18 protein-coding genes are annotated in these 20,836 nt (G+C 34.9%); 7 read left to right on the plus strand and 11 right to left on the minus strand.

What is annotated here, in order from left to right; all coding sequences use genetic code 11:
• Positions 1-93 precede the first annotated feature (93 nt).
• Both OZP11_RS07160 and fjbamP4 read left to right on the plus strand, forming a co-directional pair.
• The gene (locus tag OZP11_RS07160) at positions 94-1,989 is read left to right on the plus strand and encodes a DEAD/DEAH box helicase (protein ID WP_281234538.1); all 1,896 of its coding nucleotides are present in this window, start codon (positions 94-96) and stop codon (positions 1,987-1,989) included.
• 88 nt (positions 1,990-2,077) lie between these two features.
• Complete coding sequence (gene fjbamP4, locus OZP11_RS07165) at positions 2,078-2,851, plus strand: protein BamP4 (RefSeq protein ID WP_281234539.1); 774 nt, start codon at positions 2,078-2,080, stop codon at positions 2,849-2,851.
• A gap of 155 nt (positions 2,852-3,006) precedes the next feature.
• Here fjbamP4 and OZP11_RS07170 read toward each other — a convergent pair whose 3' ends face one another.
• Positions 3,007-4,467, minus strand: a complete 1,461-nt coding sequence (locus tag OZP11_RS07170; RefSeq protein ID WP_281234540.1) for an aminoacyl-histidine dipeptidase — start codon at positions 4,465-4,467, stop codon at positions 3,007-3,009.
• A gap of 234 nt (positions 4,468-4,701) precedes the next feature.
• On the opposite strand from OZP11_RS07170, the gene OZP11_RS07175 reads away from it, so the two are divergent.
• From OZP11_RS07175 to OZP11_RS07185, 3 genes are all read left to right on the plus strand, one after another.
• The gene (locus tag OZP11_RS07175) at positions 4,702-5,763 is read left to right on the plus strand and encodes a DUF3810 domain-containing protein (RefSeq protein ID WP_281234541.1); all 1,062 of its coding nucleotides are present in this window, start codon (positions 4,702-4,704) and stop codon (positions 5,761-5,763) included.
• A 62-nt stretch (positions 5,764-5,825) separates the two neighbouring features.
• Positions 5,826-6,320 carry an RNA polymerase sigma factor gene (locus tag OZP11_RS07180; RefSeq protein ID WP_007810116.1) on the plus strand — a complete coding sequence of 165 codons (495 nt, stop codon included), beginning with the start codon at positions 5,826-5,828 and terminating at the stop codon, positions 6,318-6,320.
• Between the two features lie 8 nt (positions 6,321-6,328).
• Positions 6,329-6,961 carry a DUF8845 family protein gene (locus OZP11_RS07185; RefSeq protein ID WP_281234542.1) on the plus strand — a complete coding sequence of 211 codons (633 nt, stop codon included), beginning with the start codon at positions 6,329-6,331 and terminating at the stop codon, positions 6,959-6,961.
• Between the two features lie 82 nt (positions 6,962-7,043).
• Here the strand turns inward: OZP11_RS07185 and OZP11_RS07190 are convergent, their stop codons facing one another.
• On the minus strand, positions 7,044-7,853 hold the full coding sequence (locus tag OZP11_RS07190) for a lysophospholipid acyltransferase family protein (protein WP_281234543.1): 810 nt from the start codon (positions 7,851-7,853) through the stop codon (positions 7,044-7,046).
• A gap of 125 nt (positions 7,854-7,978) precedes the next feature.
• Complete coding sequence (locus OZP11_RS07195) at positions 7,979-8,629, minus strand: NUDIX hydrolase (protein ID WP_281234544.1); 651 nt, start codon at positions 8,627-8,629, stop codon at positions 7,979-7,981.
• Positions 8,630-8,719: 90 nt separating this feature from the next.
• Here OZP11_RS07195 and OZP11_RS07200 point away from each other — a divergent pair, with 90 nt between their 5' ends.
• The gene (locus OZP11_RS07200; protein ID WP_281234545.1) at positions 8,720-9,160 is read left to right on the plus strand and encodes a DUF4268 domain-containing protein; all 441 of its coding nucleotides are present in this window, start codon (positions 8,720-8,722) and stop codon (positions 9,158-9,160) included.
• A gap of 70 nt (positions 9,161-9,230) precedes the next feature.
• Here the strand turns inward: OZP11_RS07200 and OZP11_RS07205 are convergent, their stop codons facing one another.
• The 4 genes from OZP11_RS07205 to mnmA are packed head-to-tail and all read right to left on the minus strand — an operon-like array spanning position 9,231 to position 13,454.
• Positions 9,231-9,641, minus strand: a complete 411-nt coding sequence (locus OZP11_RS07205; RefSeq protein WP_281234546.1) for a hypothetical protein — start codon at positions 9,639-9,641, stop codon at positions 9,231-9,233.
• A gap of 19 nt (positions 9,642-9,660) precedes the next feature.
• Positions 9,661-10,605 (minus strand): NAD(P)H-dependent flavin oxidoreductase, encoded by a 945-nt coding sequence (locus OZP11_RS07210; protein WP_281234547.1) that lies wholly within the window; start codon positions 10,603-10,605, stop codon positions 9,661-9,663.
• A gap of 9 nt (positions 10,606-10,614) precedes the next feature.
• Positions 10,615-12,222 carry a S8 family serine peptidase gene (locus OZP11_RS07215; protein WP_281234548.1) on the minus strand — a complete coding sequence of 536 codons (1,608 nt, stop codon included), beginning with the start codon at positions 12,220-12,222 and terminating at the stop codon, positions 10,615-10,617.
• A 44-nt stretch (positions 12,223-12,266) separates the two neighbouring features.
• Complete coding sequence (mnmA, locus tag OZP11_RS07220; protein WP_281234549.1) at positions 12,267-13,454, minus strand: tRNA 2-thiouridine(34) synthase MnmA; 1,188 nt, start codon at positions 13,452-13,454, stop codon at positions 12,267-12,269.
• A gap of 143 nt (positions 13,455-13,597) precedes the next feature.
• Here mnmA and OZP11_RS07225 point away from each other — a divergent pair, with 143 nt between their 5' ends.
• Positions 13,598-15,475 carry a PEP/pyruvate-binding domain-containing protein gene (locus OZP11_RS07225; protein WP_281234550.1) on the plus strand — a complete coding sequence of 626 codons (1,878 nt, stop codon included), beginning with the start codon at positions 13,598-13,600 and terminating at the stop codon, positions 15,473-15,475.
• On the opposite strand, the gene OZP11_RS07230 is transcribed toward OZP11_RS07225, so the two are convergent.
• The 4 genes from OZP11_RS07230 to pyrG form a co-directional block, all read right to left on the minus strand.
• A complete protein-coding gene (locus OZP11_RS07230) occupies positions 15,472-16,029 on the minus strand; it encodes a DUF4956 domain-containing protein (RefSeq protein WP_281234551.1) in 558 nt (185 codons plus the stop codon). The genes OZP11_RS07225 and OZP11_RS07230 overlap by 4 nt on opposite strands.
• Positions 16,030-16,147: 118 nt before the next feature.
• Positions 16,148-16,864, minus strand: coding sequence for a toxin-antitoxin system YwqK family antitoxin (locus OZP11_RS07235; RefSeq protein ID WP_281234552.1), 717 nt, complete (start codon positions 16,862-16,864; stop codon positions 16,148-16,150).
• Between the two features lie 144 nt (positions 16,865-17,008).
• The gene (gene yidC / locus OZP11_RS07240; protein ID WP_281234553.1) at positions 17,009-18,919 is read right to left on the minus strand and encodes a membrane protein insertase YidC; all 1,911 of its coding nucleotides are present in this window, start codon (positions 18,917-18,919) and stop codon (positions 17,009-17,011) included.
• Between the two features lie 80 nt (positions 18,920-18,999).
• Positions 19,000-20,613: a CTP synthase gene (pyrG, locus tag OZP11_RS07245; protein ID WP_281234554.1), complete on the minus strand. Its 1,614-nt coding sequence runs from the start codon at positions 20,611-20,613 to the stop codon at positions 19,000-19,002.
• Between the last annotated feature and the right edge of the window lie 223 nt (positions 20,614-20,836).

Consider the following 20,836-nt stretch of genomic DNA (forward strand, 5'->3'; position numbering starts at 1 on the left):
ATAATCAAATCATAACAAATCTATAATTATTAATAGAGCATTAGCATATCTAAATAATTAACATTAATTTTGCACCCTATTTTAAATTCACATATGAACAAATTTGAACAATTAGGATTGAATGAATCGTTACTGAAGGCGATTTTAGATCTAGGATTTGAAAATCCGTCAGAGGTACAGGAAAAGGCGATTCCCCTATTATTGGAAAAAGACACAGATATGGTTGCGTTGGCTCAAACAGGGACAGGGAAAACGGCAGCTTTCGGTTTTCCGCTAATTCAAAAAATTGATGCCGACAACAGAAATACACAAGCATTAGTTTTATCGCCAACACGCGAACTTTGTTTACAGATTACCAACGAACTTAAAAACTACTCAAAATACGAAAAAGGTATTAATGTGGTAGCAGTTTACGGAGGAGCTAGTATTACAGAGCAGGCAAGAGAAATAAAAAGAGGTGCACAAATCATCGTTGCAACTCCGGGAAGAATGCAGGACATGATTAACAGAGGCTTAGTTAACATTAAAAACATAGATTACTGTGTGCTTGATGAGGCTGACGAGATGTTAAACATGGGATTTTATGATGATATCGTATCTATTTTATCAGATACACCAGACGAAAAAAGCACATGGTTGTTCTCTGCAACAATGCCGCAAGAGGTTGCGAGAATTGCAAAACAATTCATGAGCGAACCTTTAGAGATTACTGTTGGAGCCAAAAACTCAGGTTCTTCTACAGTTTCTCACGAATTCTATTTAGTAAATGCACGTGATCGTTACGAAGCGTTAAAACGTTTAGCCGATGCTAATCCGGACATTTTCTCTGTAGTTTTCTGTCGTACAAAAAGAGATACTCAGGCTATTGCCGAAAAATTAATCGAAGACGGATACAGTGCTGCGGCTCTTCATGGAGATTTATCTCAGGCACAGCGTGACGGTGTAATGAAATCTTTCCGAGGCAGACAAATTCAGATGCTTGTTGCTACTGACGTTGCTGCTCGTGGTATTGACGTTGATAACGTAACTCACGTTGTTAACTATCAATTACCAGACGAGATCGAAACGTACAATCACCGTTCTGGACGTACCGGTAGAGCAGGAAAATTAGGAACTTCTATTGTTATAGTTACAAAGAGTGAGTTACGTAAAATTTCTTCTATCGAAAGAATCATCAAACAAAAGTTTGTTGAAAAAACAATCCCGTCCGGAATTGAAATCTGCGAAATTCAGTTATTACACTTAGCAAACAAAATTAAAGATACTGAGGTTGATCACGAAATCGACAACTATTTACCGGCTATCAACAATGTTCTTGAAGACTTATCTAAAGAAGAGTTGATCAAGAAAATGGTTTCGGTAGAATTTAACCGTTTCATCACGTATTACAAAAAGAACAGAGATATTTCAGTTCAGTCTTCTGGTGAAAGACGCGAAAGAGGTGATTCTGAGCCAAGAGAATTCAACAACAACGGAGCAGTTCGTTATTTTGTAAACATTGGTTCAAGAGACAACTTTGACTGGATGTCATTAAAAGACTACTTAAAAGAAACATTAGACTTAGGCCGTGATGACGTTTTCAAAGTTGATGTAAAAGAAGGTTTCTCTTTCTTCAATACAGATCCTGAGCATACTGATAAAGTTATGGATATTTTAAACAACGTTCAGTTAGAAGGACGTCGTATTAATGTTGAAATTTCTAAAAATGACGGCGGCGGAAGACGCGATCACAACAACCGCGGCGGAAGACGTAATTCAGGCGATTCAAGAAGAGAAGGAAATTTCGCTCCAAGACGCGAAGGTTCAGGAGGTTTTAGAAGCGACAGAAACTCATCTTCAAGAGAAGGAGGTTTCAGAAGTGACAGAAATTCATCAAATTCAAGAAGAGACGGAGGTTTTAAAAGAAACGAAGGAGGTTCAGACAGAGCACCAAGACGTTCTGAAAGCTTTGGCGATTCGTCAAGACCAAGAAGACCAAGAAGAGATTAATCCTCTCTGTTAATTTTCTTATAATTATATTCACAGACTGCGAAATATTTAATCTTGATTTACTACTTTTAGTGCTTTAAATCAGGATATGAAATATTTCGCAGTTTTATTTTTTTTACTATTCACCGCCATTACTTTTGCACAAGACACTGAGTCTCTTACTCCGCAAAGAGTTTCCGGTTACATCATAAACGATGATAGTAAACAGCCTCTTCCAAACGTAAATATCATTAACACCAACAAAGTACGTGGTGCAAAATCAGATTCAAAAGGATATTTTGAAATTGATGTACAGGTCAATGATACTATTCATTTTTCTTTACTGGGGTTTCAGTCACTTAGAATCAGAGTAACAAATGACTGGATAAAAAATAAAGTAACCCGAATTCAGCTTACTGAAAAAGCGATTGCACTTGAAGAGGTAATTATTGCTCCTTTCAGCCTTACAGGCTATCTTGAAATCGATTCAAAATTAATTCCAACCAAAGAAAACTACCGCTACAGTATCTCAGGTCTTACACAAGGTTATGAGGCCGGTGAATATTCTCCAAACGCTTTCGGAAAAGTACTGGGTTCTATTTTTAATCCTGCAGATATGCTGTATAATTTTTTTGGAAAAAATGGAAAAGAGCTTAAAAAGCTTAAAGACATGAAAAAAGACGATACAATCAGGAATCTCTTAGAAACCAAATATGATCGCGAAACCATAGCAGTGCTTTTAGGAATAAGTAAAGATGAAATACCAGATATTTTACAGCGATGCAGTTATTCTGATGCTTTTATACAAACTGCAAACGACTTACAGATTTTAGATGCCATAAGCGGCTGTTACGAACAATATAAAGTACTTAAGAGAAATTAGCACTCAGTCTCAGTGGTCCGTTTTTAGTGACCCTAATCTATAAATAAAAAAGGGAAGCAATCTGCAATGATTACTTCCCTTTTTATATTTTATGTACTAATTTTTAAGCTTTTTATCCCGACCAGAGACTGAACACCGAGACAGAAAACAGAAAACTATTTAGCCGGTATATTAGAAAGAATTTCCAATACGAATTTCCAGTATTTTTGAGCAGATGAAATACTTGCTCTTTCGTCTGGAGAGTGCGCTCCGTGAATAGTTGGTCCAAAAGAAATCATATCCATATCAGGATAATTTGTTCCTAAAATTCCGCATTCTAAACCTGCGTGACAAGCCACTACTTTTGGCTGTTCACCATTTTGTTTTTCGTAGATCTCTTTTAAAACTTCCAGTATTTCAGAATTTACATTTGGTGTCCATCCCGGATAAGAACCTGAAAGCTCTACTTCACATCCAACCAATTCAAATGCAGAACGAAGTGAATTTGCTAAATCAAATTTTGAAGACTCAACAGAAGAACGGGTTAAGCATCCCACTAAAATTTCGCCGTCTTTAATAACAACTCTTGCAATATTGTTAGAAGTCTCTACCAAATCAGCCATATCAGCACTCATTCTGTAAACTCCATTATGAGCAGCATAAATCGCTCTGATAATACCTTCCTGAACTCCTAAATCCATTACTTTTTCAGGTAAATCTGTTTTTACGATTTCTATAGAAAGGTTTGGCTCTGTTGTTTTATATTCAGCTTTGATATCAGTAATTATTTCCTGCATATCATATACATACGCTTCATCAAACATCTGAGAAATGATTACTGTCGCTTTGCTTTCTCTTGGAATAGCATTTCTAAGGCTTCCTCCATTAATTTCTGCAATCTGCAAACCAAAGTTTTCAAATCCGTCAAATAACAAACGGTTCATGATTTTATTGGCATTTCCTAAACCTTTATGAATATCCATTCCTGAATGTCCTCCATTTAAGCCTTTCACCGTAATGGTGTAACCAACAGAACCTTCCGGAACTTCTTCCTCATGATAGTTTCTAGTTGCAGTTACGTCGATTCCTCCGGCACATCCAATATCGATTTCATCATCTTCTTCTGTATCTAAATTCAAAAGTATCTGACCTTGCAAAATTCCTCCTTTAAGGTTTAATGCACCGGTCATTCCGGTTTCTTCATCAACTGTAAACAAAGCTTCGATCGCCGGATGCGGAATGTCTTTACTTTCCAGAATTGCCATAATTGTGGCTACTCCTAACCCATTGTCAGCGCCTAATGTCGTACCTCTTGCACGAACCCAGTCACCATCAACATACATGTCGATTCCCTGAGTGTCGAAATCAAAAACAGTATCCGCATTTTTTTGATGCACCATATCAAGGTGTCCCTGCATTACAATTGGTTTGCGGTTTTCCATTCCCGGAGTTGCCGGTTTTCTGATGATTACGTTTCTGATTTCATCTTCAAAAGTTTCTAATCCCAGACTGTTACCAAAGCTTTTCATAAACTCGATAACACGCTCTTCTTTTTTAGACGGACGCGGAACGGCATTTAAATCTGCGAATTTGTTCCAAAGTGCTTTTGGTTCCAGATTTCTTACTTCTTGACTCATTTATATTTTGTTTGAAGTTTAACAATTAAGAATGCCAAAGTTACAAAGTTTCAGTTCTTTTTCGCCGCAAATTTCACGAATAAGCATTAATTATAGTCTACCGATGAATTGTGCCTGACGATACAAAAAAAATATTACTATCTATATGGTTTACATCCTATCATTCAATAATAATTTATAAAAATAACAGATACATATATTAAATTATTATTTTTATAAAAAAACACAACATCCGTGAAACGAAAATATATCCTGCCTTTATTTCTTTTAGTTCAGATCATTTTTTATAAAATACTTCCGTTTTTTCCAGATTTTGTCGAAGGCTTTTACAGCAATAATCTTTATATCAGAATTTCTCATTTTTCAAGAAATATTTTAGGCAAAATTCCGTTTTCTGTCGGCGATTGTATTTATGCCTTTTTGATTCTTTCTATTATAAGCTGGTTTTGGAAAATCCGCAAGACATGGAAAGCAGACTGGAGAGATCATCTTTTAAAGATAACGGGAAAAATTTCTGTTTTCTATTTTTTATTTCATCTGCTTTGGGCTTTCAATTATTATCGCGAGCCTCTCTTTCAAAAAATGACTATTAAGAGAGAATATACAGATGCTGAATTACTTGCTTTTACAAAAAAACTAATTGTAAAGACTAATGAAATTCAATTGAAAATCACAAAAAACGACAGTGCAAAAGTGGTTCTTCCTTATAACCAAAAAGAAGTTTTCAAAATGAATTTAAACGGATACAACAATTTAACACAAGAGCATCCGTATTTTAAATATGAAATTTTAAGCATCAAAAAATCATTGTTCAGCGTTCCTTTAACTTACATGGGATTTGGCGGTTATTTAAATCCTTTTACCAACGAAGCGCAGGTTAATGATTTACTCCCGATGTACAATTTTCCAATGACAAGCGCACATGAAATGGCACATCAGATTGGTTTTGCCAGCGAAAGCGAATGTAATTTTATAGGTGTGCTGGCATCTGTAAAAAACAACAATTTGTATTTTCAATATTCCGGTTACAGTTTTACGCTGCGGTATTGCCTGGGAATCTGGAAAGCTAAAAACGAGAAGGTTTTTGATCAGCTAAAGAAACAGATAAACACCGGTATTTTGAAAAATTATCAGGAAAGTCAGGACTTCTGGAAAAAATACGACACCTTTATTGACAAAGGTTTTCACTTTTTATATGACAGTTTTCTTAAAACCAACAATCAAAAAGATGGTATGGAAAGCTACAGCAAGTTTATTGATCTTATGGTGAATTATTACAAAGGGAAAGATTTATAATTTTATCGGGAAAATTTAAATTTCGTTGTAACAAAAATTAGTTCAACACTACTAATACTTTTATGAGCGAAAATCTAGAACAGTCATTTGTTGCGCAGCTGCAGGCAAATCAGAATATAATCCACAAGATTTGTAGATTATATACTGCCGGCGAAGATGCTCACAAAGATTTGTTTCAGGAAATTACCATTCAGCTCTGGAAAGCTTATCCAAAATTTAGAGGCGACAGTAAGTTCTCTACCTGGACGTATCGTGTTGCTTTGAACACAGCCATTACACTATACCGAAAAACCAAAAGAACCATATCTACCGTAGATTATGAAAGTCATCAGCATTTTGTAAAAGATGTTGATTACAACTATGAAGAGGAAGAACAAATAAAATTGATGTATAAAGCCGTTTATCAGCTCAACGACATCGAAAAGGCATTAGTTTTTATGTATTTAGAAGATAAAGATTATCAGGAAATAGCCGAAACCCTAGGAATCAGTGAGGTGAATGCGCGCGTGAAGATGAACAGAATTAAAGGCAAGCTTAAAAAAATACTAAATCCTTAAAAATTATTATGAAAGAACTGGATTTACTAAAAAAAGACTGGAAAAAGAACTCGGATTCTTTTCAGCAAATTTCTGAAACAGAAATCTACAGAATGATTCACAAAAAATCATCTTCTATTGTAAAATGGATTTTGATTATCAGTATTCTGGAAATTTCATTTTGGACTTTTTCAAATTTATTTATCAATACCGATGATGTTTTACGCAAAATAAATCATCCTGAAATTACGGTTACGCTTGAATATTTGACGTATTTAAATTATTTAGCCGGATTGATTTTTGTCTTTATTTTCTATAAAAACTATACTACAATTTCAACTACTGTTGCTACCCGATCTTTAATGAGCGCCATTTTAAGAACCCGAAAAACGGTTCAGTATTACGTTTGGTATAATTTGGGAATGATTGTAGTTACCTCGATTTTAAGCTTCTTTATTGCTTTTGTCTACAATCCGGATATGGCATTTTTAAGAGAAAAATTAGCCTTAAACGGCAAAGCAATGCTCGCCACAATTGGAATTTTGATTCTTGTGATTCTTGGTTTCTTCGGGATGTTCTGGTGTTTCTACAGACTTATTTACGGAACGCTTTTAAGAAGGTTATATGCGAATTATAAGGAGTTGAAGAAGATTGATTTTTAAGGTGCCGTTTTTTATTAACTGACAAAAACAACAAAGTAACGAAGGTTTAAACTTTAAACCTGAAACAAAAAAACTAAAATAATTAATAATCCCATTGTCTCATTTTGTTCAGTTCTTCCTGAGCTTTTAGTTCTTCGGCCGGAATTACTTTTAAGAATGATGGATGCTGCTCAATTGCGTATTCTACTTTTTCTACAATTTCTTCGATTGTATCGTTTTCATAATCAATATCAAGAGGTTCTTTAATTATGAAAGACTGAAGAATATTTTTCTTTTTCATACGAAGCCCTTTTTTATCAAAAGAACGTCGGAAACCGTCTATAACGATAGGAATTACGATTGGTTTATGCTGTTTAATAATATGTGCTGTTCCTTTACGCACGGGTTTAAACGATTTTGTAGTTCCCTGCGGAAATGTGATCACCCAGCCGTCTTCGAGTGCAATTCGGATATTTTCGGTATCATTTGGATTTACTTCGCGTTTTTCGGTTACATCAACCCCTTTTGCACGCCAGGTTCTTTCTACGGTAATAGCGCCTACATAAGCCAGAATTCTTGGCAGCAGTCCTGCCTGCATGGTTTCTTTGGCTGCTACATAGTAAATATTCATCTTAGGCTGCCATAGATAACCAATATTCTTAATAGTATCCTGACGTCCGCTTAAACTTGCGTTAAACACATGAAACATCGCCACTACATCAGCAAAATAAGTCTGATGATTTGATATAAACAATACATTACGGTCCGGGAGTGTTTTAATAATTTCAGATCCGTCAATCTGTAAATCATTAAACCCCCTATATCTTCGGTGGGTCATGGCTCCCAGAATTCGGATTAACCATTTCTTGATGAATAATATATGTCCAAAAGGATTTCGTTTAAACAATCCCATAACGTTGTTTTTACATTTTTAGTTGAGTCGCAAACATACAAAATTTATTCGTTTAGCAATACTTTTATACAATCTCTGCAATAAATCATTATCACAATGATTATCAAATTGTTAATTTTATAAATTTATAATTTTTGTTCAAAAGTAAGTTTTAATACATCTCTCAGCTCGCTTAAAATCATGGCTGTAGCGCCCCAGACGATATGATTCTGAATACTGAATGCCGGAACCAGAATGTCATTTCCATAAGAAGTTGACAACGTAGATTCGATAATTATCTCATCATCGAGAAAAACAGATAATGGCAGTTCAATAATGTCTGCTACTTCCCTTACATCAGGATAAAATGAAAGTTCTTCTTTGGCAATTCCTAAAAAAGGATGCACCAAAAAATTACTCGGCGGAATATACATGGGTGTAAACTGTTTTATGACTTCTATTTTTTCAGGAATAACACCAATTTCTTCGTTTGTTTCCCGCAAAGCAGTGTCTTTAAAATCAAAATCTGAGATTTCATATTTACCACCGGGAAAGGCAATCTGCGAAGAATGAACTCCGTTATAAGCATTTCTGACAATCAAAATAAGATGTGTTTTTTCGTTTTTGGGATAAAACAGCATCATTACTGCGGCAATTCTGGGATTTCTTGAATTGATATCTAAATCTTTTAAAGCCTGAATACGTTCTTTTGGAGCCATTTTTACGTGCGACAGCCCTGCCGGAAGTTCAACTGGAATTAAATTAGGAACATATTGCAAAAAATCTTGAAAATCCATATTCAAAGTTTATTTTTGTACTTTCAATTAAAATATAAATATACTCTAGAAAATGCGGTTCTACAAGTTTTCTAAAATAAAGCCATAAAAATGTACAGCAGAGAAGAATCACAAAGAATGAAAAGGGAGTTTTGGGTAGCTTTTGCAGAAAAATATCCAAGAAAATGGGTTCTTTATGATACCAAAATAAAAGATTTCTCTTTTAAGTTTTATGTAGATAATAAAAAAGCACAGGTTTTAATTGATATTGAACACCGAAGTGATGAAAAACGAAATGCTTATTTTGAAAAACTAGAAGCTTTAAAGAGTATTCTTGAAGAGGAATTTATCAAAGACCTGGTTTTCGAAAAAAACTACACTTTAGAAAGCGGTAAAACCATCAGCCGGATCTGGGTTGAAAAACTGGGTGTTGGTTTCAGTAACAGAAATAACTGGGATACTATTTTTGATTTCTTCAATGAAAAAATGCATGCTCTGGAAATGTTCTATTTAGAGTATGATGAGTTTATTAAGGATATAGAAGAATCTTAAATTAAAGCGATAAGGATCTGAAATAAAAATTAAACCCGACATGTTTTTGAAACGTGCCGGGTTTATTTTATTAAACCATAATTATATTATAAACTATAATGTAATTATCATAGTTTATATAAAGCTGTTTGCGGTAGTCCTGCATTTTTCGGGTAATAATGGAGAGTTTGCACTCTTTTCCGTTGTTGTCTTTGCACATAAACGAATAGACAATATCAGTATCGTTTTCTTCTCTCTCTATATAGTCCAGAATATTGTATAACTGAATTTCCTGAGAGTATACTACAATCCTGTGTTTATTAGTATCGAGAATTACCGAAAGATTTACCAGATCAAGATTAGACCATTGTCCCCATTTGCCTCTTTCATTTTTTTCCAGCACACTAAATCCTGAAGTTTTAAAATGATAAGTCTGACTTTGAACTTGCTGCATTCCAAAACAAAGGAATAATAGTAATATACAGGTGCGTAAAGAATTCATAAATATTTCTTGCAGATAATTAAAACTCAAATGTAGCCTTTTCTTGGCAGGCTTTTCTAAAATCGGCAATCATTTGTTGAATAATTTGCTCAACCGGTAAAATTTCATGAATTATTCCGGCAATCTGCCCTATTTCTAGTTCTCCTTCTTCTAAATCTCCCTCAAACATTCCTTTTTTTGCCCTGCCTCTTCCTAAAAGCTGTATTAAATCTTCTTTAGACGGAGATTTTGCATACAAATCCTGAACGTCGTTATAAAATTTATTCTTCACCAGACGCACAGGAGCCAGCTCTTTTAGAGTCAATTGTGTATCTCCTTCCTTTAAAGCAACTATTGTCTCCTTAAAATTATTATGAGAAGATGATTCTATTGATGCTGCAAAACGGCTTCCAACCTGAACTCCGTCAGCACCCAGAACCATCGCAGCAAGCATTCCCCTTCCGGTTGCAATGCCTCCGGCTGCTATAATCGGGATCGTGATTTTTTCTTTAACCATAGGAATCAGGGTTAAGGTTGTGGTTTCATCACGTCCGTTATGTCCGCCAGCTTCAAAACCTTCTGCCACAATAGCGTCAACGCCTGCTTCCTGAGCTTTTAAGGCAAAAACACTGCTGCTGACCACATGAACTACGGTAATTCCTTTTTCTTTTAAAAATGAAGTCCATGTTTTTGGGTTTCCTGCCGAAGTAAAAACGATTTTCACGCCTTCTTCCACCACAATCTGCATGATTTCTTCGATATTGGGATACAACATCGGGATATTAACTCCAAATGGCTTATCAGTCGCTTTTTTGCATTTCTGAATATGTTCTCTTAAAACATTCGGATACATTGATCCTGCACCAATTAATCCCAAACCTCCGGAATTGCTTACGGCAGATGCCAGTTTATAACCGCTGTTCCAAATCATTCCTCCCTGAATAATTGGATATTGTATATTGAAAAGTTGTGTTATTCTGTTCATTAAAAATTCTTATTGTTTGATTATTTTTCCGGTCTTGCGAACACCTTCACTTTCAAAAGTATAAAAGTAAATACCACTTGTTAAGTCCGAAACAGAAAGAACCGGATTTTGATTTGTTACTTGTTTTTCGATTAGTTTTTGTCCTAAAACCGAATAAATAGAAACCAAAGCTGTATCATTTGCAAAAAAGAATGATATATCGTTCTGAACTGGATTTGGATAAACTGAAAAATCAGGAGTTGAAAAGAAAGTTTCTGTTCCTAATGTAGATCCAAAATTGGGTATACCGTAACCATAATTATTATCCGGAGTACTATATCTGTCTGCTGACTGCAGAATCATCTGCCTGATTTCTTTATTGGTTTTTGATGGAAAAGCCTGCCACAAACAAGCTGTCATTCCAGCCATAACCGGGCAGGAAAATGAAGTACCGCTTGCTGTTGTAATAGTACCGCTTTCATTTGAAACAACGTCAGAAACTCCCTGTGCCATAACATCAGGTTTGATCCTGTTATCAAAACTTGGGCCTATAGAACTCGAAGATGCTCTGGTTCTGGTACTATTTACAGAACCAACTGTAATAACCGAAGCTGCATCGGCTGGACCGCCAATATGTTTTTCGGCAGTGTTGCCCTCGTTTCCGGCAGAAGCCAAAACCAAAATTCCTTTACTGAAAGCTATTTCGGCACCACGCGAAATAAAATTGGTTACACCATTCATATCGCTGTACAAATGGGTATAATTGGGATTATCAAACTCAAAATAACCCAATGAACTTGTAATTATATCAACCCCAAAAGCATCGGCTTGTTCTGCAGCTTCAACCCAATAGGATTCTTCAACTGGGTTTTCAGAAGCATCGTTTTCAGTAATAAACAAATAATACGAAGCATCAGGTGCAGTTCCTACCAGAGCATTTTCTTCGTAACCGCCCATTGTAGATAGAACTAAAGTTCCGTGATTGTCTCCGGTGTAAAAATTACTGCTTCTGTTTACAAAATCGTAACCGCCCAAAATGAGATTATTATCTCGTAATCTCTGAAAAGGCTGTGCTGTATTTACTCCGGGAAAACCGGCATCTAAAACGGCAATTATTTTTCCGGAACCGGTAAAATTCTGCTGATGCAAAACCTGTCCGTTCATCATCCTGATTTGGTTACCGGAATCTCCGTAAGCAAAATCTATTGTAGTTTCGAGCTTATTCTTAGTTTTAGAAGTCGTGTTTTCTGAAACTTTTTTTGATGCCGCAGTACTATTTAAAGTTCTGTCAGCAAAAACAATTTTATCTACAAAAGTAAATGATTTAAGAGCCGTAATATTGCTTTGAGTTCCTCTAATATGAAGTGCATTAAGCCATTTAGACTGCGCCAGAACCGTAATTCCGGTGCTGCTTTTCACCTGATCTAAATATGTAGTTTCTACCGGAGCGTCTGTAATATCCAAAGCTATATTTTGGTTAATACGCCGGTCTAATGCTCTTTGCGAAAGTGTCTGCAGCGGATTATCGAAAAAATTCTGTGAATTTGGTTTTCCTGTAAAATAAACCCAGGCATCTTCCTGCTGAGAAAATACAATTGTAGAAAACAATACTAAAAGAAAAGTAAAGGTGTGTTTCATAGATACTCTTTTTAAAAGGAAATCCTTTGTAAAAAAGTATAAAGCTAAGAAATTACTCCCGAACCAACTAATTCATTTTGTAAATACCAGGCTGCAAATTGGCCTTCTGTAATGGCTGACTGAGGCTCTTCAAAACGAAGATACATTCCGTCTTCAAACTGATATAAAACTGCTTTCTGTAAAGGCTGGCGGTAACGGATTCTTGCCATTACTTCCATTGTTTCTCCAGGTTTCAAAGCCATATCACTGCGAACCCAGTGAATCTCTGAATTTCCAACAAATAATGCTTTTTTAAACAATCCGGGATGATTGCTTGATAAGCCGGTATAAATTGTATTGGTATCGACATCTGTAGCAATTACAAACAACGGATCTGTTGTTCCTCCAACATTAAGGCCTTTTCTTTGTCCGTTTGTAAAATAATGTGCTCCCTGATGTTTTCCCACTACTTTACCCATCGACGGCAGATATTCCAGTTTTTGTGCCTCAATTTTCAATTCTTCTTCTAATGATAATCCAGACGGAATTTCGTGATTGTAAATGGGGTCATTTTTATCTATCTGAACAATTTTACCTTCTTTTGGCTGTAGTTTTTGCTGCAAAAATTCCGGTAAACGAACTTTTCCAATAAAACATAATCCCTGAGAATCTTTCTTTTCAGCAGTTACCAGCTCCATTTCAGCCGCAATTTCGCGTACTTCCGGTTTTGTTAAAGCACCAATCGGAAATAAGGCTTTTGACAATTGTTCCTGCGATAACTGACATAAAAAGTACGATTGATCTTTGTTGACATCATTTCCGGCAATAAGCTGATAAACTGTTTTACCGTCAACTTCAATTTCGCTTTTTTGGCAGTAATGTCCTGTCGCCACATAATCGGCACCAAGACTTAAAGCAATTTTCATAAAAACATCAAATTTGATTTCGCGGTTACAAAGCACGTCAGGATTTGGAGTTCTTCCTTTTTCGTATTCGTTGAACATATAATCCACGATTTTTTCTTTGTATTCTTCGCTTAAATCAACAGTCTGAAACGGTATACCAAGTTTTTCAGCTACCAATAAAGCATCGTTACTATCTTCTAACCAAGGACATTCGTTAGAAATAGTAACAGAATCATCGTGCCAGTTTTTCATAAAAAGCCCGATAACTTCGTATCCCTGCTGCTGCAATAAATAAGCGGCAACACTAGAATCTACTCCTCCGGAAAGACCAACTACTACTCGTTTCATTTTTTAGAAATCTTTAATTTTATAAGGGTGCAAAGGTACGTCATATTTTAGAAAATCTAACTGGTTTTAATTAGTTTATATAATCCTGCGGTAGATAAAACTTATGATTTAAATACTTACTTTTAATCTTCCAATAGAGTGTCATGAAAAAATACATCTGCATTTTCTTTTTATTTTTTGCGTTCGTGTCTTTAAATGCGCAAAGACACTCTTCTTCGCTTACTGATTACGAAGCCTATAAAGCCTTTAGAGGCAAACCTTTATCTGATAAATTTTCGAATATAGAATCTGTAAAAGTAATTTATGATCTGCGAAAACAGAAAATGTATTACTTCAATAGCACACTGATTCCGCTTCACTTTGATTTTGTTACCAATTACTTGTATTACAATGATGATTTAGAAGTTTTTAATAACGAGAATTACAGCAATACAGAAAAAAATCGTGATTTTCTGCTTGGAAACCTCAATCACATTAAAGGAACTGATAAATGGATTTTCGAACTGGCTGCCTCAGATCATATGCCTATCCCTCTGATTGAACGTTTTTTCTATCTGGTTAAAAAATCTACTTTTACTGGTGATAATTTGAAGTTTTACCTGAATAATCCGGAACAGATGGAATGGTATCGGGAAGGCAAATTTAAAATTCCGTGTGTAAAATCAGATTATATTTTTAACGAAATCAAATATCAGGAAGTCGCCGGAGGAAGTAATGTTGGAATCCTAAAACAATATAAAATCAAGGATTTAGAAAAAACAAAACCAAATCCTGATGAAATTGTCATTTTGGACGGAACGCCTGATGTACTGCCAAATGTTCGTGGTATTATCGTAAACGAACTTCAGACACCGTTAAGTCATTTGGTGCTTTTAGGAAAAAACAGAAAAATTCCGATAATGGCGTATACGCAGGCTCTTCAGGACAAAAATATAAGCCGGCTGCTTTCTAAAAAAGTCGAATTAAAAATTGAAGCTGATACTTTTTTCATAAAAGAAAGCAATAAAAAAATTGTGCTGAAAACGAATTCCAAAAAGAAAAAACTAACGATCGACAATGCTGTTACTGACTTGATTGATTTATCAAAAATACCTAAAAAAGGCGTTAATTACATCGGATCCAAAGCCCAGAATATGGCGTATCTAATTGCTGTTTCAAAAGAAATTTCGTTTAAGGTTCCGGAAAACGCACATGCCATTCCTTTTTATTATTATACAAAACATATTCAGAGAGAGTCCATTTCTCCTTTAATAAATGAACTGCTGGCTTTTCCTAAAAAAGATTCAACTGTCTGGATCAACAATCAACTCAAGAAAATTCGTGATGCTATTAAAAAAGAACCTGTTGATCCGGTATTACTTTCAAAATTGAATCTGGCTTTAAAAAATGCCCAATTCAAAAATTTCAGGTTTCGATCTTCTACAAATGCCGAAGATTTAGATGATTTTAACGGCGCCGGTTTATATGATTCTAAAACCGGAATTTTGGGCGACAGCATCAAAACTTTTGAAAAGGCCATCAAACAAGTCTGGGCAAGTGTCTGGAATGAGGCTTCTTATAACGAAAGAGAAGTATACGGAATCGACCAGCATAATATTGCAATGGGCGTTTTAGTCCATCGCTCTTTTCCTGATGAACTGGCAAACGGCGTGATTATTACAAAGAATATATTTAGGAAGAATTTCCCCGGAATTACGGTTAATGTACAAAAAGGAGAAAACTCAGTCGTAAAACCCGAAAAAGGCGAAATCTGCGAGCAATTCGTAGCGTATCATTTCAACTCAGGAACAAATGATGATGACTTTGAGATAGATTATACTTCTAATTCAAACCTTAATAACAACGAACCGCTTTTAAGCCGAAAAGAAATGAGCCGTCTGTTTATGGTCAGCAGTAAAATAGAAGAAAAAATGTACCGCTATTGGAGAAAAAACGCGTTTCATCCTGTTGACATAGAGTTTAAGATCGTAGGAGAAAATCGGGATTTGTATATCAAGCAGGTTCGTCCGTTTAATGATTAATAAAAAACCAGCAAATCAATTTCGTTGGAAACGGTATTAACCAAAACGATTTTAAACTCAAAATCTTTAATATTGATCTTTTCCTGAATGGTTTTTCGAATGTTTTTATGATCTAGAGAAAAATCTCCTGTAAGTGGTATTTTTACATCGACTGCGTTTAAATACTTTGATGCTTTCTTGTTTACAATAATTGAAGCCGCAATATAAAAGCCGATAATAATAATCTGAAAAAACAACAGTAATTCTATTTTTTCAAAAGGATACATGATATCCAGAATAGAAAGTGTGATCGTGGCAAAAAGAAAAATAATGGCATTTACTGTAAAAGATTGTGTACGGAATCTCAGAATCGAAAATATCGCAAATAAACCAAACCCAATACCTGCACCAATTTCGATTTTGGTAAACAAATAACAAAGCGAAAACGTACAAAGGCCTACAATTACCATCAACGGATTTATGGTTTCATTATCTTTCCTGTTCGAGAAAAAATACAAAACCAAAATCGAAAAAAACAACAGTAAAAATCGTCCAGTAAGTTCGTTTAAATCCATTGAATCAAAGTTTTAACAAATTCAAAATTAAAAAAAATCAGCCACGAATTCACGAATTTATTTTTATATAAAAAATTCGTGAATTCGCAGCTGAAAATTATTCCTGATAAAATACTGTCTATTTATTTTTAGGCTTAGAATCGGCTTGGTAATTGCTTTTCGGGTCGCTCATGTTTACCTCCTTCGTTAATTTACCTTTGGTATAAAACTGCCACATTCCGGCTTTTTTTCCGTTTACAAACTTTCCCTTCGAAGCTACAGCACCATCCGAATCATAAAAAACAGCATCGCCGTTATATTCATTGTTCTTATAAGTTGTCTGTTCCAGCATTGTTCCGTTCTGACCTATCTTTTTATAAATTCCTTCTTTCGAACCGTTTACGTACGTCATTTCTTCCGCCACTTTCGCATTAGGATAGTAAACTGTTTTGGGACCGTCGAGTTTACCGTTTTTATAGTTCTCTGAACTCATCAAAACTTTAGAAGCCTTATGATAGTATTTCCACTCTCCTTCTCTCACTTTTCCAACCTCTTTTCCTTCGCTTACTTTATTTTTGGCCTGATCGTAAAAAATAGTATATGAACTTCCATCATTAGCTGTAAAATCACGTGTCGCTATTACATCTCCTTTTTGAGTATCATCGAAGAACTTAAAGATTCCGGTTTCTTTTCCGTGGCTGAATGTTCCTTCATATCTCGGACGTTTCGATTCGTAAACACCTTTCCAGACACCATCTTTTTTTCCGTCGGCATCTAATTTATTAAACTCATTCTGAGCATGTAAAAAGAAGACATTCAGTAATGCCAATCCAATTAGTATTCTTTTAGAAATCATCTTTTATTTAATTTTAAACTTAAACGATAATTAGTTTCAGAAAGTATATTCTATATTCTCAAAGATAAAATTTTTGATTTACTTTTTGAAAGCATCGTTACTTTCAAAAAAAAATCCCGATAAATCGAGATTTTTTTTAAGTTTTTATTTCTTTTTATTCTGAGCTTTTTTAGCTGCTTCCTGCTGTTCCATCACTTCCTGAAGACGCTGTTGGAATTTGCTTGGCTTTTTAGGCTCTCTTTGCTTGTTTTCCTGAATCTGAGCGTGAATTTTTTCACTATCTACAATATAATTTTTAATTACAAACATAATTCCAATTGTGATTAAGTTTGAAATAAAGTTGTATAAACTCAATCCTGCGCCGTAGCTGTTGAAGAAAATTAACATCATTAATGGTGAAACATAAATCATGATTTTCATCATCTTCGCCATATCCGGCATACCTTCCTGCTGAGGCGCTGCCATCTGCTGATCTCCTGAAGTCATTTTCATGTAGAAGAAAATCGCAATTGCTGCCAAAATTGGGAACAAACTAATATGATCTCCGTACAACGGAATATTAAAAGGAAGTTTAACAACAGAGTCAAATGATGATAAATCGTCTGCCCAAAGGAATCCTTTTTGTCTTAATTCAAAAGCAGCAGGGAAAAACTGGAACGACGCATACATAAAAGGAAGCTGAATCAATGCCGGAATACATCCTGCCATTGGGTTTACTCCTGCTTTGTTGTACAGTTTCATAGTTTCCTGTTGTTTTTTCATTGGGTCTTTTTTGAATTTTTCTCCCAACTCTGCAATATCAGGTCTTAAAACTTTCATTTTAGCCTGAGACAGGAATGACTTATAGGTAATTGGCGACATGGCCAATTTGATAATAATCGTAAAGATAATAATCGCAATTCCTAATGATAATCCCATTGTAGAACTTAGGAACCCGAATAAAGGAACAAATATTAATTTATTGATCCATCCAAAAATACCCCATCCTAACGGAATAATTTTTTGGAAGTTTTTATCATACGTTTTTAGTAATTTATAATCTGCAGGCCCAAAATACCATTGCATTTTATAATCAATTTCTCCGTTAGAAAATGCTAAAGGAATATTCGATTTAAATTGTTTTGTAAAAACAGTATCAACTTTTTCATCATTAACTAAATTAATCGATTCTAATTTAGTTGAAGCGAAAGGCTTCTCTGTAACTAAAATAGAAGTAAAGAAATGCTGTTTGTAAGCAATAAAACTTACTTTTTCAACTGTCTCTTCTTCATGCTTTCCTAAACCTGCATAATTTATTTTACCATCTTCGTGCTCATAATAAATTTCTGCATAACGGTTCTCATAAGAAATACTTTTCTCGTTTCTGTACGTTTTTAAATCCCATTGTAAATCTAATGGTTTAGCAGCATTTAAAACCCTGCTTAATCCCTGAGAACGAATATCAAAACCAACTAAATAATCGTTTGGTTTTAAAATGTATTTATATTCTAAAAATTCATTTGCACCCGCTTTTAGACGCATAGACAAAACCTGATCTGCACCAACTTTCTCTAATGTTGGCTCAAAAAATAAATCTTTAGAATTTAATGTTCTGTTATCAGTAGTTTGTAACTGAATATTTAAACTAGAGTTGTTGTTTTTAATTAACTCAACTAATTGTCCTGAACCTTTTCTGAATTTTTCGTATTCTTTTAAAGTCGCTTCAACTATATGACCGCCTTTATTAGCGATTTTAAGTTTAATTTTTTCGTTTTCGATAGTTGTAAAAGACTCTTTTGCAGAAGGAAGTGTCGCAGAATACGCGAAACCACCTAATGTTTTTTGCAATTGGGCTAACTGAACTGTGTCTCCCGGAGTTGCAGCAACGGGTAATGCAGCAGTTTTTGTTTTATCAGCTTTTGCCTGAGCTTCTTGTTTAGCTACTAATTCTTTCTTGGCTTTTTCAGCAGCTATTTCTTTTTCAGAAGGCTGATTTTGGTACATAATCCAAATCAAAATTCCGAATATCAATACAAAACCAATGATCGAATTAAGGTCTAATTTTTTTTCTTCCATTATTTATTTAAAAAAGTTATTCGTTAGAAGTTAGTTATGTGTTTAGCTTAAAAGTTACAACCTCCGCAGAATATTAATTACTATTTTTTATGAGCGTTTACAGCTGCAGCTACAAAGTTTACAAAAATTGGGTGCGGATTCGCTACCGTACTTTTGTATTCCGGATGGTATTGTACTCCAATAAAGAATGGGTGATTCTCTAATTCTACAATTTCTACCAATCCTGTATCCGGGTTTACTCCAGACGCTTTTAAACCTGCTTTTTGTAATTCGTCAGCATATTTATTATTGTATTCGTAACGGTGGCGGTGGCGCTCAGAGATTGTTTTTTCTCCGTAAATTCTGTGTGCCAGTGTGTTTGGTTTGATATCACATTTCCAGGCACCTAAACGCATTGTTCCTCCTTTATCGGTTACGTTTTTCTGTTCTTCCATTAAATTCACAACCGGATGAGGCGTTTTCTCGTTCATCTCTGTTGAATTTGCTTCGGCATAACCTAAAATATTACGAGAATATTCGATTACGGACATCTGCATTCCTAAACAAATTCCGAAAAACGGAATATTATTTTCACGTACAAAACGAACCGCTTCAATTTTTCCTTCAATACCTCTTTCTCCAAAACCAGGAGCAACTAAAACCCCGTCAAGAGATCCTAATTTTTCCTCAACATTCTCAGCATTGATGTGTTCTGAGTGAATAGAAATAACATTTACTTTCGTTTCGTTTGCAGCTCCTGCATGAATAAACGCCTCTAAAATAGATTTGTAACAATCCTGCATTTCTACATATTTCCCAACTAAACCAATGTTTACCGTTTGTTTTGGACTTTTTAATCTTTTTAAGAAAGTATTCCAGTTTTTAAGATCCGGAGATGCTTTTTTAGGAAGATCTAATTTCTTTAAAGCCACAACATCTAATCCTTCTTCAAGCATTAAATTTGGAACTTCATATATCGTAGAAGCGTCAATTGACTGAATAACGGCTTCTTTTTTAACATTACAGAATAAAGCTAATTTCTGGCGTAATTCCTGAGACAATTCGTGCTCAGTTCTACACACTAAAATATCGGCTTTAATACCGCTTTCCATTAACGTTTTAACAGAGTGCTGTGTTGGTTTTGTTTTTAACTCTCCCGCTGCAGCCAAATAAGGAACCAATGTTAAATGAATAACAATTCCGTTATTTTCACCTAACTCCCAAACTAACTGACGAACAGATTCAATATAAGGTAAAGATTCAATATCACCAACAGTACCTCCAATTTCAGTAATAACAATATCATAATCACCTGATTTACCAAGTAATTGCATTCTGTCTTTGATCTCGTTTGTAATATGAGGAACAACCTGAACCGTTTTTCCTAAAAACTCCCCTCTTCTTTCTTTCTCAATAACCGAAAGATAGACTCTTCCTGTAGTAACGTTATTAGCCTGAGAAGTAGGAACGTTTAAGAAACGCTCATAATGCCCTAAATCCAAATCTGTTTCTGCACCATCATCTGTCACGTAACATTCTCCGTGCTCATACGGGTTTAATGTCCCCGGATCAACGTTAATATACGGATCAAATTTCTGAATAGTCGTGCGGTATCCTCTTCCTTGTAACAATTTTGCCAAAGATGCCGCGATAATCCCTTTTCCTAATGAAGAGGTCACACCTCCTGTAACAAAAATATATTTTGTTTGATTCATTCTGTTGTTGTTTGTAAGTAGTTGTGTAAAAAACTTGGCAAAAGTACAAATTTAATTAGACAATTTCTCTATTCAGGAATGAGATAATTTTTCAAATTTTCAGACTTCTTCCAATTTAAATGCAGGTTTTAAATTCTATCTGTATAAAATGAAAGTTTTTTAGGTTTTTTATTAAAAATCCGCAGCTTATAATTTACAAACCTAATAATTTTAAAATCTGTTT

The sequence above is a fragment of the Flavobacterium gelatinilyticum genome (assembly GCF_027111295.1).
Taxonomy (GTDB): domain Bacteria; phylum Bacteroidota; class Bacteroidia; order Flavobacteriales; family Flavobacteriaceae; genus Flavobacterium; species Flavobacterium gelatinilyticum.

Excerpts from the sequence above, each read along its gene's own strand:
- fjbamP4 (WP_281234539.1), top strand. The coding sequence starts at position 2,078 with ATGAAATATTTCGCAGTTTTATTTTTTTTACTATTCACCGCCATTACT.
- OZP11_RS07170 (WP_281234540.1), bottom strand. The coding sequence starts at position 4,467 with ATGAGTCAAGAAGTAAGAAATCTGGAACCAAAAGCACTTTGGAACAAA.
- OZP11_RS07185 (WP_281234542.1), top strand. The coding sequence starts at position 6,329 with ATGAAAGAACTGGATTTACTAAAAAAAGACTGGAAAAAGAACTCGGAT.
- OZP11_RS07190 (WP_281234543.1), bottom strand. The coding sequence starts at position 7,853 with ATGGGATTGTTTAAACGAAATCCTTTTGGACATATATTATTCATCAAG.
- mnmA (WP_281234549.1), bottom strand. The coding sequence starts at position 13,454 with ATGAAACGAGTAGTAGTTGGTCTTTCCGGAGGAGTAGATTCTAGTGTT.
- OZP11_RS07180 (WP_007810116.1), top strand. The coding sequence starts at position 5,826 with ATGAGCGAAAATCTAGAACAGTCATTTGTTGCGCAGCTGCAGGCAAAT.
- OZP11_RS07215 (WP_281234548.1), bottom strand. The coding sequence starts at position 12,222 with ATGAAACACACCTTTACTTTTCTTTTAGTATTGTTTTCTACAATTGTA.
- OZP11_RS07200 (WP_281234545.1), top strand. The coding sequence starts at position 8,720 with ATGTACAGCAGAGAAGAATCACAAAGAATGAAAAGGGAGTTTTGGGTA.
- OZP11_RS07225 (WP_281234550.1), top strand. The coding sequence starts at position 13,598 with ATGAAAAAATACATCTGCATTTTCTTTTTATTTTTTGCGTTCGTGTCT.
- OZP11_RS07205 (WP_281234546.1), bottom strand. The coding sequence starts at position 9,641 with ATGAATTCTTTACGCACCTGTATATTACTATTATTCCTTTGTTTTGGA.
- OZP11_RS07160 (WP_281234538.1), top strand. The coding sequence starts at position 94 with ATGAACAAATTTGAACAATTAGGATTGAATGAATCGTTACTGAAGGCG.
- pyrG (WP_281234554.1), bottom strand. The coding sequence starts at position 20,613 with ATGAATCAAACAAAATATATTTTTGTTACAGGAGGTGTGACCTCTTCA.
- OZP11_RS07195 (WP_281234544.1), bottom strand. The coding sequence starts at position 8,629 with ATGGATTTTCAAGATTTTTTGCAATATGTTCCTAATTTAATTCCAGTT.
- yidC (WP_281234553.1), bottom strand. The coding sequence starts at position 18,919 with ATGGAAGAAAAAAAATTAGACCTTAATTCGATCATTGGTTTTGTATTG.
- OZP11_RS07235 (WP_281234552.1), bottom strand. The coding sequence starts at position 16,864 with ATGATTTCTAAAAGAATACTAATTGGATTGGCATTACTGAATGTCTTC.
- OZP11_RS07230 (WP_281234551.1), bottom strand. The coding sequence starts at position 16,029 with ATGGATTTAAACGAACTTACTGGACGATTTTTACTGTTGTTTTTTTCG.
- OZP11_RS07210 (WP_281234547.1), bottom strand. The coding sequence starts at position 10,605 with ATGAACAGAATAACACAACTTTTCAATATACAATATCCAATTATTCAG.